The following is a 16,625-nucleotide window of genomic DNA, read 5'->3' as shown; positions in this document are numbered from 1 at the left end:
CATGGCTGATCCCAAACTCCTGACGGTTATTCTGAATTACAAAACGCCGGACATGACCCTGCGATCCGTCAGATCCGCACGGCAGTCAATGGAGGGCATCGCGGGCGAGATCATCGTTGTCGACAATGATTCACGGGACGGGTCTTTCGAGGCAATTTCGGCGTATGTTGCAGATCAGGGCTGGGATCAGGACAATCGCGTTCGGGTCGTCCAATCGGGGTATAACGGCGGTTTTGGTGCAGGTAATAATGTGGGCATCCGAACGGGCCTGTCCGATGGTACGCAACCCGACTACATCTACATCCTGAATTCAGATGCCTTTCCAGCACCGGATGCCATACACCTGTTGATGGGGCATCTGGAAGCCACGCCAGAGGCGGGTTTTGTGGGAAGTTATATCCACGGCGAAGACGGTGATCCGCATTTGACCAGTTTCCGCTTCCCTTCAATCGCAAGTGAATTTGAAAGCGGTATTAACTTTGGCCCCGTTACTCGGCTGTTCAAGAACCGGATCGTACCCATTCCCATCCCCACTGAGACCCGCCCTGTCGATTGGCTGGCCGGGGCAAGCCTGATGATGCGTCAAAGCGTTCTGGATGAGATCGGCCTCTTTGACGAACAGTTCTTCCTCTATTTCGAAGAAACCGACCTGTGCCGCCGCGCCGCGCTGGCGGGTTATCGCACCGATTACCTGCGCCCCAGCGAGGTCATGCATATCGGGTCCGTCTCCACCGGTATGAAAAGCTGGAGCCGGGTGCCGACCTATTGGTTCGACTCGCGCCTGCATTATTTCATCAAAAACCACGGCCGGTTTTATGCGGCCGGTGCCACCTGCGTACATTTGACCGGTGGTTTCCTGCACTGGTTGCGGTGTTTGATCACCCGTAAGGACAGCGGTGTTCCACCCCATTTTTTGCGTACCCTGGCCTGGCATGACCTGTCCGCCTGCTTTCGCGCGCCCTCTCGCAAAGCCACACAGGACAGCACGTCCAAGCCAGTTATTGGAGAGTAACGATGCCTTTCAGCACATTCCTTATCGGCCATGAATCCCTTGTCATTCAATGCGGGGAAATGCTGCTGGAGGCGGGGCACAGTATTCAGGGGGTGGCGACCCGCAACCCGGATGTCGAGGCCTGGGCACAGTCGCATTCCCTGCCCCTGCATGCCCCTGGTCAGGATTTGTCAAACCGGATTGAGGGTGTGTCGTTTGACTGGCTGCTCAGTATCGCCAATCTCGATCTGTTGCCGCAGACGATTTTGGACAAGGCCAGCAAGGGCGCGGTCAATTTTCATGACGGCCCGCTGCCACGCTATGCCGGTCTGAACGCGCCGGTCTGGGCCATTCTGAACAGTGAGGCACAACACGGGATCACCTGGCACAAGATCTCGGGCGGTGTCGATGAGGGCGGGATTGTCGCCCAGAATCTGTTCGATATCAGCGACCGTGAGACCGCCCTGACCCTGAACACCAAATGCTATGGCGCCGCCATCGAAAGCTTTGGTAATGTCATCCGGGCGCTTGAGGCGGATCAGCCCACGACCCCGCAAGATCTGTCTCAACGCAGCTATTTCGCCAAGAACGACCGTCCAGCGGCAGCGGCGCGGCTGGATTTCTCCAAGCCCGCTACTGAGTTGGCGGCTCTGGCCCGCGCGTTGGATCATGGAGAATACTGGAACCCGCTTTGCTGTCCGAAAATCGAGCGTGATGGTCAGATCTGGCTGGTCGGCTCGGTCGAAGTCAGCGATCAGCAAAGTGACGCGACGCCTGGCACCATTCTGGCAAGCACAGCCGACAGCCTGACCGTTGCAACAGGTTACGGAGTGGTTGAGATTAGCGGATTGCGCAATGGTTTGGGGGCTTCGGTCTCGACCGATGGGCTGTTGAACGGGGGCAGCGCTTTGCCCGTACCGACCGCAGATCAGGTGGCGCAGATCGACCGCGATGTTTCAAGCGCTCTGTCCGCTGAACCCGAATGGCGCATCCGCCTTGAGGCGCTGCAACCGATCGAGATCCCCCTGATCAATGCAGCGGCTCCGTCCGGTGCGCCTCGGTCGCAAGTGCTGCACCTTCCAACTGGCCTTGACGATATCACCGCCAAAACGGCTCTGGCGGCCCTCATGGCGCGGCTCGGTGATACCGTGGGCCTTGATCTGGCGTTGCGGCTATCGGATGCAGCATCACCCTATCTCAACAGCTGGGTTCCGATCCGCTTTGCGGCTGATCAGGCCTTTGCAGAGGCGCAAGAGGGGCTGAGCCAAACCATCGCACAGGCCCGCGAGATGGGTCCGTTTGCCTGCGATTTACCCGCGCGCATGCCGGGATCAACTCCGCTGCAAACGCCTGCGATCGGTTTGTCCGATGACGTCTCGTTTGGTCTGGTTCCGGGCACAAGCCTGACTCTTGCCGCATCCGGGGATCAGGCCGCGCTGTTTGTGGACAGCGGACATATCTCGGACGCCGCTCTGCACCTGTTTGCGGCCCGGCTGGAAAACCTGCTGGTGGCACTCTCCGGTGAGGCACAGCGCAGTCAGACGATTCAGGATCTTCCGATCCTGCCCGAGACCGAGCGTGCTCAGATCCTGCAGGACTGGAACGATACCGAAACCGCATACGATCAGACCTCCTGCGTGCATCAGCTTTTCGAGGCGCAGGTCGTACGCACGCCAGATGCCCCGGCGCTGGTCTTTGAGAACCTTAGCTTCTCATATACCGAACTGAACGCTCTGGCCAATCAGGTTGCGCATGTTTTGCGTGAGATGGGTGTAGGCCCCGATACGCTGGTGGGTTTGCATGTCAAACGATCCCCGCTGTTGCTGATCGGGGCGCTGGGGATCCTGAAGGCGGGCGGAGCTTATGTGCCGATGGATCCGGCTTACCCTGCGGACCGGACGGCGCTGTATCTTGAGGATAGCGGGGCGAAGGTGGTGCTGACGGAATCCGCGCTAGCCGCAAGCCTGCCTGATCACGGCGCGCAAGCCTTGCTGCTTGACACGGACCCACGGCTGGGAACAGCTGCGACGGACAATGTCGACAGCGGCGTGCGTTCGGAGAACCTCGCCTACATGATCTATACCTCCGGCTCGACCGGACGCCCCAAGGGGGTCATGGTCGAACATCGCAACGTGTCGAACTTCTTCACCGGCATGGATGATCGCATCAGTCATGATCCGGCCGGGGTCTGGCTGGCTGTGACCAGCCTGTCTTTCGACATCTCGGTGCTCGAGCTGTTCTGGACGCTGGCGCGCGGGTTCAAGATTGTCCTCAGCGATGATGAAAACCGCGCGTTGGTCGCAGGCGATGCGACCGCCGGGAAATCCATCACCGGCAAGGGGATGGATTTCAGCCTGTTCTACTGGGGCAACGACGATGGTGTCGGGCGCGACAAGTACAAGCTGCTGCTCGAGGGCGCAAAGTTCGGAGATCAGAACGGCTTCTGCGCCGTTTGGACGCCCGAGCGTCATTTCCATGCCTTCGGTGGCCCCTACCCCAACCCTTCCGTGACGGGCGCAGCCGTTGCCGCCGTGACCGAGAATATCGGTGTCCGCGCGGGCAGCTGCGTCGCACCTCTGCACCACACCGCGCGCATTGCCGAAGAATGGGCGGTGATCGACAACCTGACCAACGGGCGCGCGGGGCTTGCCATCGCCTCTGGCTGGCAGCCTGATGATTTTGTCCTACGGCCCGAGAACACGCCGCCGGAAAACAAACCGGCGATGCTTGAGGCGATCAGCACTCTGCGACAGCTCTGGGCTGGCGAGACAGTGGAATTCCCCACCAAGTCCGGGGATATGCACGGCGTGGTTACACAGCCGCGCCCGGTTTCCAAAAAATTGCCCGTCTGGGTCACCACTGCGGGCAATCCAGACACTTGGCGCGAGGCCGGGGCCATCGGTGCCAACGTGCTGACCCACCTTCTGGGCCAGAGCGTTGACGAAGTCGCCGACAAGATCGGTATCTACCATGCTGCGTTGCGCGAAGCGGGCCATGACCCCGATGATCACACGGTCACCCTGATGCTGCACACCTATGTGGGTCAGGACCGGGAAGAGGTGCGCGAGGTCGCGCGCGAGCCGATGAAGGACTACCTGCGCTCGGCCGCCGGGCTGATCAAGCAATATGCCTGGGCCTTCCCAGCCTTCAAGAAACCCAAAGGTGTGGCGAACCCATTCCAGCTGGATTTGGGCAGCCTGTCTGACGAGGAACTGGAAGGCATCCTCGATTTCGCTTTCCTGCGTTATTTCGAGGATTCCGGCCTGTTCGGCACCGTCGAGGATTGTTTGAACCGGGTTGAAGAGCTAAAACGCATCGGCGTGGATGAAATCGCATGCCTGATCGACTACGGCATCTCAGTCGACGAGGTGATGGAGGGTCTGAAGCCTCTGGCCGAGGTTCTGCGCCTGTCCAATCAGGATACAGAGCTGGCCGAGGATGACTATTCCATTGCCGCCCAGATCATTCGCCACAATGTCAGCCATCTGCAATGTACTCCTAGCATGGCGCAAATGATCCTGATGAGCGACGAGGCGCGGTTTGCTTTGTCTAAGATCAAGCACATGATGATCGGTGGCGAGGCCCTGCCCGGCTCGCTGGTCAAACAGATCAACAAGCTGTCGCCTGCGCATATCGAAAACATGTACGGGCCGACAGAAACAACGATCTGGTCAACGACCGAAACCGCCGCTTCTGCCGAAGGCGTGATCAATGTCGGCACGCCGATCGCCAACACGCAGGTCTACGTACTGGACGAACACAGAAACCCCGTTCCCATCGGCGTGGCCGGAGAGCTGTATATCGGCGGCGCTGGCGTCACCCGCGGTTACTGGCAACGCGAAGACCTGACCGCCGAGCGGTTTGTGCCTGACCCGTTCTCAGATATGCCGGGTGCACGGCTCTATCGCACCGGAGATCTGGTGCGTTGGCAAACGGATGGTAAGCTCGATTTCCTGGGCCGGGCCGATCATCAGATCAAACTGCGCGGCTACCGGATCGAACTGGGTGAGATTGAAAGCCTGCTCGACGCACAAGCCGGCGTGCGCCAGTCGGTTGTCATCGCACGCGAGGATACACCCGGTCTAGTGCAGCTGGCCGCCTACATGACCACCGACCAGCCGGTGGATGATAAAGCACTGCGTCAGGCACTGACAGCGCAACTGCCGGACTACATGGTGCCGACGCATTTCGTGACGCTGGAGAGCTTCCCGCTGACACCGAACCGCAAAGTCGACCGCAAGGCCTTGCCTGTCCCTTCAGTGCAGAAGCCCCGCGTTGCGCCTCCGGTATCCGAACCCGTCTCGGGCGGCTCGGTTCCGCAGAAGATCGCAGCGATCTGGTCGCAGATTTTGGGGGTCGCCGAAATCAGCGGACGAGACAATTTCTTCGATCTCGGCGGGCATTCCCTGTTGGCCGTGCAGGCGCATCGGGAAATCCGCAAAGAGCTCAACGTATCCAGCCTCAGCATCACGGATATCTTCCGCTTCCCGACTTTGGCAGGCTTGGCCGAGACCATCGAGAAGAAAACCGGAGTGAAGCCGGCTGACGCAGGATCAACTCAACCAGCGCAGGACAAAGTGAACAATCGCAGCGATGCCATGGCCCGCCGCCGTGAAATGCGCGCCCGCAGACGGTCGGCATAAACAGGCTGATAGAGATAACGGCCTGGATATCAGTATGAGGGTGAAGGGCGCCAAGAGGTTGGCATCATGATTAAACGTTTTATTCCGGCTTTCCTTTTGGTTGGTATCGCAGCAGTGGTTGGGTTGGTGCGATTTGGGGCCACTAAGCCCATTGATGTAGCGGCGTTTGATATTTTGTACGACGCACCTGCTCCTCCGCCGACAAAGCCACAGAATGTCTTTCATCTGGGCCACAGCCTTGTCGGCCCTGACATGCCGGTGATGTTGCAGCAATTGGCCGGAGAAAAGCACCACTACAGCAGCCAATTGGGCTGGGGAACGCCGCTGAAAGCCCACTGGGAGCCGGATGAACCGATCAATGGATTTGAACTGAGAAACATGCCGTCTGAATTTAAGGATGCCAAAGAGGCAATATCCTCAGGGGATTACAATACTCTGATATTGACCGAGATGGTCGAGATTCAAGCAGCTATCAAATATTTTGACAGCGCAAAATATCTGCATGAATGGGTGCAGCTTGGCCGGCAGTCCAATCCGGACATACGCATTTATTTCTATGAAACCTGGCACCCTCTAGACGATGCAGAAGGCTGGCTTGAGCGACTCGACAAAGATTTGGAGCGCTATTGGGAAAAAGGAATCCTGCGCTCCGCCCTCGCCTATGAAGACCATCCCGCGCCAGTCTATATCATCCCAGCGGGTCAGGTCATGGCGCAGTTCGTACGAGAGGTCGAACGCCTCGGAGGTGTCGGGCCGATAAATGATCGCAGTGATCTGTTCTCCGACGAGATTCACCTGACTGACTACGGGACCTATCTTGTGGCCCTGACCCACTATGCCGTTCTGTACCAGACATCACCGGTTGGCCTGCCATATGAACTGACCAAAACTGATGGTACATTTTTTGACAGTCCCAGCCCTGAAGCGGCGGAACTCATGCAAGAAACTGTTTGGGATGTCGTGACAAAATATAGACCTACCGGTATTCGTTCGCAGCAATGACGCAATCACACAACAACTAAATAGTTAACCCCGTGCAATCGCAGCGGTCGTTTGACCCGCAGGCAGTGAATTGTGTAAATTCATCAGATAACGTTTTGAAGTTGGTAACAAGTGAAATGATGCTGCATGGCACCTGGGTTCGCATATTAAGTGCGGCTATCGCGGGGACGATTTTTCCCCTTCTTATCAGTGTATCTGATGCGTCTGCACAGTCTGTCTGCGGCCTAAGCAACACGTCCTCTTGTGTTGTTCCAAGCGGAACAACAATCCTGCGTGTGGAAACAACGGGTAATGGGTCGAGTGTCCAGAATCTGGGTAGGGTTGATGGAGATATCGACACCCTTGATGATTTATCCGGGGTCGACAATGTGGGCAGTGTCGGGGGTAATATCAGAACATCGGGGGACGGTTCCAATATTTCTAACGCGGGCACGGTTGCGGGTTTCATTGAGACCAGAGGTGAGAATTCTGCAATCACCAATAGCGGCAGTGTTGATGAGGTGTTTGCTCGGGCTGCAAATGCTCGTGTAACAAATTCCGGGACGGTTGTTCAGAATGTCACGCTCAATGAGATGGGTGCAACGTTTGCAAACTCAGGCACCATCAACGGGAATGTTTTGACCTTTGGATCGGGAACGAGGGTCACGAATACGAATTCCATCGGCGGGTTCATACAAACAGTTGGTGAAAACTCGGTTGTGGAAAACACCGGTACCGTTGGCGCGTCCAACACCGGCATGTTTGATGACGCGATTGCCATCGGAGGTCGAAATACGCGCTTCAGCAATTTTGGTGTTGTTCGAGGGCAAGTCCTGACGGTCGGGCCAGAAACAGAGGTTATCAATGCCGGGACGGCAGGCTTTATATCTGTTGGCAGTTCTGCTGTTGGCGCACGCGTAAGCAACTCCGGCTCAATCGGATCATTTTCTAGCGCAGGCGACAATACTCAGTTGATCAACTCAGGGTCCATTGGGCGCAGTGGTGCGGATAGTATCACCTTTCTTGGCTCTGGTGCATCTCTGGCTGTGCTGCCGGGGTCCATTATTCAAGGCAACATATCTTTCCAAGGCGGGGGAACGCAGACTTTGGAAATTGGAAACGGGTTATCCCTCGATTACACATTTTCCGCGACCCCAAATCGCATCATGACAAATGGTGCCCCCTTCATCTTGTCCGGAAATCGCCTCGCAGCTGTGGATTCAACCATTTTCTCCACGCAGGATGAACAGCTTGCTGACCTGACGGGCGGTATTGCGTCGGTCCTAGACAGTCGGTTCTATGGTTTAAGATCACAACGTCAGGAAACGGCGACCAGAAGCCTGTCATCTGTCTCGGGTGCATCACCGGCCTCTGCTCAGGCGGTGTGGATTGATACGTTTGGTTCGTATCGCAATCAGGATTCCGATGGCTCTGTGACGCCAAATACCCAATGGGTTGGCGGGTTGATGCTGGGCACAGACCCTGTTGATATTGGTGGAGTGCAGACCGGCTTCTTTGTTGGCGGCTCCAAAGGTAGGGTAAAGACGGACACAGATAGCCAAAGCGTGGATAGTCAGAGTTTTTTTGTTGGTACGTATGCCACCACACAGGGAGCGGGGCTGACGTTCGATTTGGCGCTCACCGCTGGCTATTCATCGTTTGACCAGGAGCGACAGGTTCTCAACAATCTCGCTACGGGTGGCGTGGAAACGGCGACTGCGGATTTTGATGGTTGGTTTGTGTCGCCCGCATTGACGGTGACAAAACCGGTTGAGATTGCCGGGCACCGTCTGGAGGGGAGCCTTGCGCTGCGCTACGCGGGCCTCTTTCTGGATGGATATACGGAAAGCGGCGCTACGGCCAATCAAACGGTAGACAGCCGGAACGTGCACATAGGCGTGATGCGCTTGCAGATTGCGGCTCCATTCGAGTCTGTTTCCGCAGACGGCTCTTTCTTAAGCTATCGTCTGCGCGCAGGTTTGGAGGCCCGAACCAATTTTGGCGGGGATACCATTGAGGGCGCTTTGTTGGGCCAAGATATCAGCTTCAATCCAGGCGGTGACGATAGTGTTTTGGGTGGCTATCTAAGTCTGTCCGGAGAGTACTTGATGGCAAATGGCATGAATATCGAAGCAGGCGCTGAGGGGATCATCGAGAGCACGGGCTCATATCAGGTTTCAGCCTATGCGGGTTTGGAGTTCCGTTTCTAGGGCGAATTTCCATGTGTTTTCTGATCAGGAAAGGCGCTCATCACTGTTGGAAAGTTCGAAAAATGCGCGGCGTTGCCAGCAGCTTTCTTTGTTGACACTGAACATGGCTGCCGTGCACTTTATTTTCCAGAGTATATTGCATTGTTGATTGAGGTTTTATGGTGACAGATTATTCTGAAACGCTGGCAGGGGACGACAAGGATTTTTCGGTTTACCCGCTTGATTGCGATACTCTTTATCTTGATGCGAAGCAGGCGGCGGATATAGGAAAGAAATTTGCAACCGAATATCAATCAGGGCAACCGTATCATTATATAGGCATTGATAACTTTCTGCCTGAATCTGTTGTCGAAAAAGTAAGGCAGGAGGCGTTATCGCAAGGTGAGAAAGCCCCGGAGCATCTCAGTCCACAAGAGCATCTGAAGACGTCCTACAATCCAGATATTCTTCCTCTATATTCACGTGCTGTGTTTAATGCTCTAAACTCTAAGTCGTTTCTCAAGTTCCTTGAAGAAATGACGGGCATCAAAGGGCTTGTCCCGGATCCTTATTTTTTGGGCGCCGGAATTCACAGAACCAATAACGGCGGTTATTTGGGTATTCACGCAGATTTCAATTATCACAAGCCAATGCATCTTGAGCGTCGGTTGAATGTCCTGATTTACCTCAACCCGGATTGGAAACCGGAATACGGAGGCGCATTCGAGATCTGGACGGATGATATGCAGGAACAGATTGCAACTTACCCTCCAGTTATGAATCGCATGTGCTGCTTCTCGACCAGTTCGACAAGTATGCATGGAAACCCAGAGCCAATTAATCATCCAGAAGGCATCCCCCGCCTATCAATTGCGCTTTATTATTATACGGCTACTTGGTCCGACAGCCATGTCGCACATTCCACACTTTTTCGTGTGCGCCCTGGTTCATCTGACAAAACTGAGCATCGAGAAAACCGGTTGCATAAGATGCGAAAATACACCCCTCCTGTTTTGCATCCGTTTGCGGAGAAAGTGATGCGCAAGCTACATATCACCTAGGGTTAAGATGTATTATTTCCGTATTATTGATACGTGAACACAAAAAAGATGTCTTGAGAACGTCGGGACTGGAGTCAGTACTCTATCGGAGCACGATCAATCGCTTTGTGCTCCTCAAATGCGCAGGTTTAAATTTCAAACATTATTCAATGTGCTGGTCCAGTAGTATATCCGACATCAGCTTTGCGCTGCGGGAGGACGAGAAATGGTGCTGGATTTTTCTTCGTCCTTTTTGGCCCAGTGAAGCCCTCAATTGAGGGGAAATCATCACGTGATGCATCATTTGCGCGAGAGCATCTGGTTCGTTGGGTGGGACTAGCAATCCATCCTCTCCGTTGTCGATTAACTCTGCCACTCCGCCTGCATCGGTCCCAAGTGTCGGCAGGCCGCAGGACATAGCTTCCATGTAAACGACGCCCAACGGTTCATGTTTGCTGGCAAGAACGAATCCATCGCTGGACTGCATGAGCTCTAAAACTTTCGTCTGAGGTACGGATCCTAGTAGAGTTATTTTGCTTTCTATGTTTTTCGCTTTGATTTCTTGCTCTAGGACTTTTCGATACCCGTTGCCCCCTAGCTCGTCTTCGCCCGCAATTATCAGTCGGAACCTCAGATCCGGGTAATCCTGTTCAAGCTGTTTGACGGCCGGCAATAGTGTATCAAAACCTTTCACCTTGTTCAGCCGGGCGCAGCAAAACCAGGTGAAACCATCAAAATTGTCTGACTGGACAATTTGGGCAGGTACAAAATGATTGGTATCAACACCCATGGGGGCGATGTGGATTTTATCTGCCAAATCCGGCATCCGGTCTAATGCTTCTTGGTACAGCAGGTCGGTTATGACAAATACAAACGCTGCGTGCCGCCACTTATAATCCTGGTAGGCGCCGTAGTCGGAAAAAGGGCCATGTAAAACAAGACTGTAAGGCAAACCATAAATTCTATGGCACATCACGCCCAACAACGCAGAATCCGCGCATGAGTGGATATGTAAATGATCAATTCCAAGTGCTTTGCATTGCCTTCCCAACTTTGTGGCCATAGCCAAAAGCGCCCAAGCCTTTGGCTTATGCAAGACTTGCCAACTGTCTTTATGACCGAGAAATTTTGGGACCCGTCGGAGAAAGTCAAACAGGGCAAATGCGCAGTCTTTGAGGCTGAAAGGATAGAGGTAATGTGGATCAGCATCTTTCAGCCATTCATGGGTGACTGGCTGTGCGGGCAGCCGGGTGCTGATAATTTCAGCGTTTAGATTGTGGTCTTTGCGAATGATCTGGATTTCTCGCCAGAAGAAGGAATGCGTTTGCCCGGGAAATTCCGGAATAAGAAAACCTATTTTGCGAGGGATACAGTTTGCCATAGGTGCTTCCAGAGTTATCCGATGGTTTGAGTTTGATACTAGGGTGGCGCTATGAACAGTTGTAGTTACGCCGCTCTTTAGCTCTTTTATTTGCTGTGAAGGAACCGTGCGCGGAGTGCACCAAAGGTTAAATGAGGCAGGATCAGGATACAGCGCCCATAACGAAGCATAAGACGGCGGGGATTGTGCAACATGCGCCAGACCCACTCTACCGCCAGTGTTTGCGCCCATTTGGGAGCTCGTTTTTGAGTTCCAGCGATAAAATCCAGCCCCGCCCCAATTGAGACAAACCCGCATTGCGGCGCGATCGTGTTGCCCTTTATAGCGAGTATCTCCTGTTTCGGAGCGCCCAATGCAATGAAGCACAGTTTTGCGCCGGAAGTATTTATAGTTTCCAATATAGAAACGGCATTTGAGCCTTCCGGATCGAATCCAAACGGGGGGGCTATGCGTGCGACAACCTGCAATCCGGTATGTTCCTGTGCCAGTCTCTCGGCAGCTGTATCAAGCGTGTCTTGTGTCGCGCCCAACAGGGCGATAGGGATTTTGTTTTGCGCGGCCAGCGCCGCGAGTGGCTGAATCAGTTCTGATCCTGGGACAAGCTCGATCCTTTTCCCAGCTAGTCGGGAGAGCCAGACAATCGGATTTCCATCCGCAACAACGTGGCTATGAGATTGATACGCCGATGAAAAACTGGCCGAGCTTCGTAATTTTACAATGTGATCTAGGTTGAGTGTGGCCACAGTGAAGCCTCGGTTACTGCTCCAGTGAATCTGGATGCTCTCCAACAGCTTGGCGCGTGTGGGTATGTTCACAAGTGCTAACAGCCCTGCAGTTGAAAGGGGCGCCGGGGCCGCCATAACAGTTTCACTCATTGCGGAACTCATTCACTGAACTGGGAAATCCCTCTTTTTTGATGAATAACAGAATATGAGATGTCCATGATGCTTTGATGTGTCTTCAAACTCTGGCATCACAAACGGGATTTGATTTAATCGAAAGCATTACAGGTGAATAGAAATGTGCATGAGGGATCCGTGAAGTCTTCCTTTGCAAATAAATCAGAAGATTGTCTGACTGTCATTATAGCGGCCCATAATGAAGAGAACTACATCGCTGCCTGCTTGCAAGCGTTGACAAGGCAGACAATTTCATCTGGCCATTTAGCGGTTGTTGTGGCGGCGAATGCCTGTTCGGATAGAACAGTTCAGATTGTGGAAACATTCAGAAGCGCCTTCAAGGCAAAAGGTTGGCAGCTGCATGTTCTGGATATCCCTGAAGCTGGCAAGCTGAATGCATTTAACAATGCGGATCAGATCATTGCGGGTGGAGCACGTCTTTATCTGGATGCAGATGTGCTGTGTGATCCCGAGTTGCTGGAACAGCTCCGAGCGGCTTTGGATGCGCCCGGACCACGTTATGCGACAGGAACCTTGCAAGTCACTCGTGCGCGAACTTGGGTCACACGACGCTATGCTGATATGTGGGTGCGTTTGCCGTTTGTGCAAGGCGGTACAGTCGGCGCTGGCTGTTTTGCGGTGAATTCTACCGGCCGGGCCCGCTGGGGGGCATTCCCGAACATCATTTCTGACGATACATTTGTACGGCTACACTTTTCGCCAGAAGAACGTCATGAAGTACCTGCAGCCTATCATTGGCCAATGGTCGAAGGGTTCCGGAACCTGGTACGCGTTCGTCGCCGACAGGATGCTGGCGTTGCCGAAGTGCGCCGCTGCTATCCAGTTCTTGAGAAAAATGAAGGGAAATTCAGCCTTTCAACGAGAGATTTGATCCGGTTGTTCTTCGAAGTTCCTGCCGGTTTTTTAGTCTATATGCTGGTGCATGTAACCGTCAGGCTTCGAGCCGGTGGAACGGAGTGGACCCGAGGCCGGTAGAGGATGTATGAAACGACGAGTTTGTTTCGCCAGTAGTTTGCCACAAAGGGATTCTAAGAAAGATTCGATTAATTCCGTTCAAAGGTAATGGTGCTGCTCAATGAGCATAGTTTCTATAATCGGCTGTGGGTTTGTCGCCGATCTCTACATGAAATCTTTTGAAAGCTTTCCAGAAAGCCGGGTTTGTGTCGTCTATGACCAGGACACCGCTAGAGCCGAAGCTTTTGGGGCATATTGGTCTGTTCCGGTCGCCCAGTCTTGGGGCGAATTCGTTCAGATGCAGGCCCCTGGTAGTCTGGTTTTGAATCTGACCAACCCCTCCGCGCATTACGACGTTACCCGCCGGGCACTGGACTCTGGATTTCATGTATATTCGGAAAAGCCGTTGGCGACGCAGATGTCACATGCGCAAGAACTGTACGATCTGGCTCGCGCGCGCGGTCTGATGTTGGCTTCGGCACCATGTAGCGTTCTGGGAGAGGCCGCACAGGTTGTTATGCAGTCGGTTCGGGATGGGGTGGTTGGTACCCCCCGGTTGGTTTACGCCGAACTGGATGATGGGTTCATTCCGCAGGCCCCACATCAGGATTGGCAGAGTGTATCGGGAGCCCCCTGGCCCTTTGAGGATGAGATGCAGGTCGGGTGTACACTGGAACATGCCGGGTACTATCTGACATGGCTTATAGCGATATTTGGATCGGTCGAGCGGGTGGTCGCGGCATCCGCGAAAATTCTACCCGACCTGCTGCCGGAAGAATCCGCGCCGGATATGTCCGTTGCGGTTCTGTTTTTTGAGAGCGGAATGGTTGCGCGTCTGACATGTTCGATTGTTGCGCCGCATGACCATTCACTTAAGGTCGTGGGGGACAATGGAGTACTTAAGATAAACCGGGCATGGGATAACGGGGCGCCTGTCCGCTTTCACCGCCGGGTGCGCATCCGGCGTCGTCTGCTTGAGAACCCGATTGGGAAACGCCAGCATCTGAAAACAACGCCGCCCCCCAAAGTGAGGCGTACAGGCGCGGCTTCGATGAATTTTGCTCTGGGCCCGATGGAGATGCTCAATGCGCTGGAAAAGCAGCGCCCAAACCGACTGACACCGGAATTCGCCTTGCACCTGAATGAAGTCACATTAGCCATTCACAATGCGGGTCAGGAAAACGGTGTACAGATTATGCAAACCCACTGCCAACCGATGGAGTTGCTGCCATGGGCGGGATGAAGATCCTTGTCACTGGTGCTGGCGGGTTTGTCGGGCGCCACACGGTCGCTACCCTGCGAGAGCGGGGACATCATGTTTTGGCTTTGGTCAGACAGCGCAGCGCCGCGTTTTTGGATTGGCCTGACGATCCGGGCATCCAGATTATAGTGTCTGATCTGATCTCGCCTGCCGAAGAATTGCAAATGGCATGCACCGATTGTGATGCAGTTGTTCATTGTGCGGCGCTTATGTCTGGCAGTGACGAGGATCATGCCGCCTCTACACTGCCAATGACCGAACAAATCGGACGAATGATGCCCAAAGGGGCTCATCTGGTGTTGGTCAGCTCGTTGTCCGTTTATGATGTATCTGCTGTGCCGTCATTCGCAGTGCTGGATGAGGCCACGCCGCTGGAGCAGGACGGTATCGGCCGGGATGCCTATTGCCGAGCCAAGCTGGCTCAGGAAAGTATAGCCCGCAAACTTGCGGCAGACCGCGGCCTTGTTCTGTCGATTTTGCGACCGGGGGTGATTTTCGGCCCTGGGCGACTCTGTAACAGTCATCTGGGATTGGGATTTGGCCCTTTTCTTTTGCGCATCGGACGACAGGGGCAGCTTCCTCTCAGTTTTGTCGAGCATACGGCACAGGCCATTGCTCTTGCTGTAGAGCAGCGTGAGGGGTGCGGCGTGGTGAATGTCATTGACGACGACCTACCCGACCGACGCGTTTTCGTGAAAGCCTTACAAAAAACAGGATGGCCACGCTTCATTCTCCCATTACGCTATAGCCTGTTCTCAAGGATTGCCGCTATTGGTGAGCTGTTGCCGCGATCGCCCGGACTGTGCCGGCGCAAAACACTGGCCGCGCGCTTGCAGCCGCAAAGATATTCCAATGCCATGCTACACAACAGGTTGGGCTGGACAGCGCGCTATAGTTTTGAGCAGGCCATGAACCGATCTATCGAAAAGGATCATGTGTGACATTCTCCGGTCCTATCGCTTATCTTACTGGGGAATACCCGCGCGCGACTGACACGTTCATTCAGCGAGAAGTGGCGTCCTTACGTGACCAAGGCGTGACGGTTCTGACCTGTTCCATACGCAAAACAGGTCAAGAGCATCTTGTCGGCGAGGAACAGCGGGCCGAAGCTGCGGAAACTTTCTATGTTATACAGGCCGCTCGTAACCTGGGATATCTGACGGGATGTCATCTGCGGGCGTTGACCCGGGACCCCAGACGATACTTTTCCGCCCTGAGGTTTGCAGTTCGTACCAGCGCCCCAGGCGCCAGAGCATTCTTGTATCAATTGTTCTATTTCTTTGAAGCGGTTGTTCTGGCTGATCATTTGCGCCGAAACGGAGTCCGCCATCTGCACAATCACATTGCAAAAGCCAGCTGCACCGTAGCGATGTTGACCAGCCGTGTCTCGGGTATCCCGTTCAGTTTCACACTGCACGGCCCGGATATCTTTTTCGAGCCAGAACGCTGGCGCTTGGATGCCAAGATATCCGAGGCGAAGTTTGTTGCATGCATCAGTCATTTTTGCAGATCACAGGCTATGGCATTCTCGCACAAAGATGATTGGGACAAGCTTCACATTGTTCATTGCGGGGTCGATCCGGTCCGATATCAAGGCCGGGATGTCACGCGCCAGGGGAACCAGCTTCTTTTTGTTGGACGACTGGCTGGTGTTAAGGGGGTTCCGCTGCTGTTGGAGACAATGCGGAATCTTGGGCAAGAGTTTCCGAACCTACGCCTTGTTTTGGTTGGGGATGGGCCAGAGCGCGCTGTTCTTGAGCAGCAGGCTAAGGAGATGGGTGTGTCCGATGCGATTATGTTTGCCGGGTACAAATCGCAAAGTGAAGTGGCGACCATCCTTATGGAAAGTGATGCCCTTGTTTTGCCCAGCTTCGCTGAGGGCGTCCCGGTCGTGTTGATGGAGGCCATGGCGGCCAATCTACCAGTTGTTTCTACTCGTGTTGCAGGCATACCCGAACTTGTCGAAGACAAAGTCAGTGGGTTTTTGGTCCCCCCGGGGGATGTCACGGCCCTCTGTGCCGGCTTGCGTCAGGTCTTGTCTGACCGCGATTTACGCATCCGGATGGGGGCCGAAGGCTACAAGAAAGTCACTGCGGAATTTGACGTAGAGCAAGAAGCTGCCTGGCTTCTGCGCATCATCTCCACTTACTACAATACGAGCAAAAGGCCGGGATTGCGTCCGGAAGCAGAATAATGGCTTTGAATTTTTTGTACCCCAAGATGCGACAGATTATCGACCCAGTAACAGATTGCAGGCCTGAGGGG

General features: G+C 54.4%; 11 protein-coding genes. 9 read left to right on the top strand and 2 right to left on the bottom strand.

Going from position 1 to position 16,625, the window contains the following annotated elements:
- The first annotated feature begins 1 nt into the window (after position 1).
- The 5 genes from ACR0KL_RS21080 to ACR0KL_RS21060 all read left to right on the top strand — a co-directional run bounded on the left by ACR0KL_RS21080 (position 2) and on the right by ACR0KL_RS21060 (position 9,865).
- Positions 2-1,012, top strand: a complete 1,011-nt coding sequence (locus tag ACR0KL_RS21080; protein ID WP_170681506.1) for a glycosyltransferase family 2 protein — start codon at positions 2-4, stop codon at positions 1,010-1,012.
- Positions 1,013-1,014: 2 nt separating this feature from the next.
- Entirely contained in the window at positions 1,015-5,634 is a 4,620-nt protein-coding gene (locus tag ACR0KL_RS21075) for a MupA/Atu3671 family FMN-dependent luciferase-like monooxygenase (RefSeq protein ID WP_480777468.1), read from the top strand.
- A 66-nt stretch (positions 5,635-5,700) separates the two neighbouring features.
- Positions 5,701-6,636: a hypothetical protein gene (locus ACR0KL_RS21070; protein WP_170681502.1), complete on the top strand. Its 936-nt coding sequence runs from the start codon at positions 5,701-5,703 to the stop codon at positions 6,634-6,636.
- A 95-nt stretch (positions 6,637-6,731) separates the two neighbouring features.
- Positions 6,732-8,825, top strand: a complete 2,094-nt coding sequence (locus ACR0KL_RS21065) for an autotransporter domain-containing protein (RefSeq protein ID WP_170681500.1) — start codon at positions 6,732-6,734, stop codon at positions 8,823-8,825.
- 161 nt (positions 8,826-8,986) lie between these two features.
- A complete protein-coding gene (locus ACR0KL_RS21060) occupies positions 8,987-9,865 on the top strand; it encodes a 2OG-Fe(II) oxygenase (protein ID WP_480555543.1) in 879 nt (292 codons plus the stop codon).
- Positions 9,866-10,007: 142 nt separating this feature from the next.
- On the opposite strand, the gene epsE is transcribed toward ACR0KL_RS21060, so the two are convergent.
- The gene (epsE, locus tag ACR0KL_RS21055) at positions 10,008-11,225 is read right to left on the bottom strand and encodes an exopolysaccharide biosynthesis GT4 family glycosyltransferase EpsE (RefSeq protein ID WP_170681496.1); all 1,218 of its coding nucleotides are present in this window, start codon (positions 11,223-11,225) and stop codon (positions 10,008-10,010) included.
- Between the two features lie 86 nt (positions 11,226-11,311).
- The gene (locus ACR0KL_RS21050; RefSeq protein WP_480555545.1) at positions 11,312-12,100 is read right to left on the bottom strand and encodes a WecB/TagA/CpsF family glycosyltransferase; all 789 of its coding nucleotides are present in this window, start codon (positions 12,098-12,100) and stop codon (positions 11,312-11,314) included.
- A 162-nt stretch (positions 12,101-12,262) separates the two neighbouring features.
- On the opposite strand from ACR0KL_RS21050, the gene ACR0KL_RS21045 reads away from it, so the two are divergent.
- The 4 genes from ACR0KL_RS21045 to ACR0KL_RS21030 all read left to right on the top strand — a co-directional run bounded on the left by ACR0KL_RS21045 (position 12,263) and on the right by ACR0KL_RS21030 (position 16,554).
- Positions 12,263-13,120, top strand: a complete 858-nt coding sequence (locus ACR0KL_RS21045) for a glycosyltransferase family 2 protein (protein WP_480555548.1) — start codon at positions 12,263-12,265, stop codon at positions 13,118-13,120.
- 100 nt (positions 13,121-13,220) lie between these two features.
- Positions 13,221-14,342, top strand: coding sequence for a Gfo/Idh/MocA family protein (locus ACR0KL_RS21040; RefSeq protein ID WP_170681494.1), 1,122 nt, complete (start codon positions 13,221-13,223; stop codon positions 14,340-14,342).
- Entirely contained in the window at positions 14,330-15,301 is a 972-nt protein-coding gene (locus ACR0KL_RS21035; RefSeq protein WP_170667799.1) for an NAD-dependent epimerase/dehydratase family protein, read from the top strand. Before ACR0KL_RS21040 ends, ACR0KL_RS21035 begins: the two co-directional genes overlap by 13 nt.
- Complete coding sequence (locus ACR0KL_RS21030; protein WP_170667800.1) at positions 15,298-16,554, top strand: glycosyltransferase family 4 protein; 1,257 nt, start codon at positions 15,298-15,300, stop codon at positions 16,552-16,554. Before ACR0KL_RS21035 ends, ACR0KL_RS21030 begins: the two co-directional genes overlap by 4 nt.
- Positions 16,555-16,625 lie beyond the last annotated feature (71 nt).

The organism is Ruegeria sp. C8, from assembly GCF_056537565.1.
Note: the sequence above shows the minus strand (reverse complement) of the source record. Positions and strands in the feature narration are given on the sequence as shown.

Bases quoted from the DNA above. Each gene is read 5' to 3' on its own strand.
- ACR0KL_RS21080 (WP_170681506.1), top strand. From the start codon at position 2: ATGGCTGATCCCAAACTCCTGACGGTTATTCTGAATTACAAAACGCCG.
- ACR0KL_RS21070 (WP_170681502.1), top strand. From the start codon at position 5,701: ATGATTAAACGTTTTATTCCGGCTTTCCTTTTGGTTGGTATCGCAGCA.
- ACR0KL_RS21075 (WP_480777468.1), top strand. From the start codon at position 1,015: ATGCCTTTCAGCACATTCCTTATCGGCCATGAATCCCTTGTCATTCAA.
- ACR0KL_RS21035 (WP_170667799.1), top strand. From the start codon at position 14,330: ATGGGCGGGATGAAGATCCTTGTCACTGGTGCTGGCGGGTTTGTCGGG.
- epsE (WP_170681496.1), bottom strand. From the start codon at position 11,225: ATGGCAAACTGTATCCCTCGCAAAATAGGTTTTCTTATTCCGGAATTT.
- ACR0KL_RS21040 (WP_170681494.1), top strand. From the start codon at position 13,221: ATGAGCATAGTTTCTATAATCGGCTGTGGGTTTGTCGCCGATCTCTAC.
- ACR0KL_RS21050 (WP_480555545.1), bottom strand. From the start codon at position 12,100: ATGAGTGAAACTGTTATGGCGGCCCCGGCGCCCCTTTCAACTGCAGGG.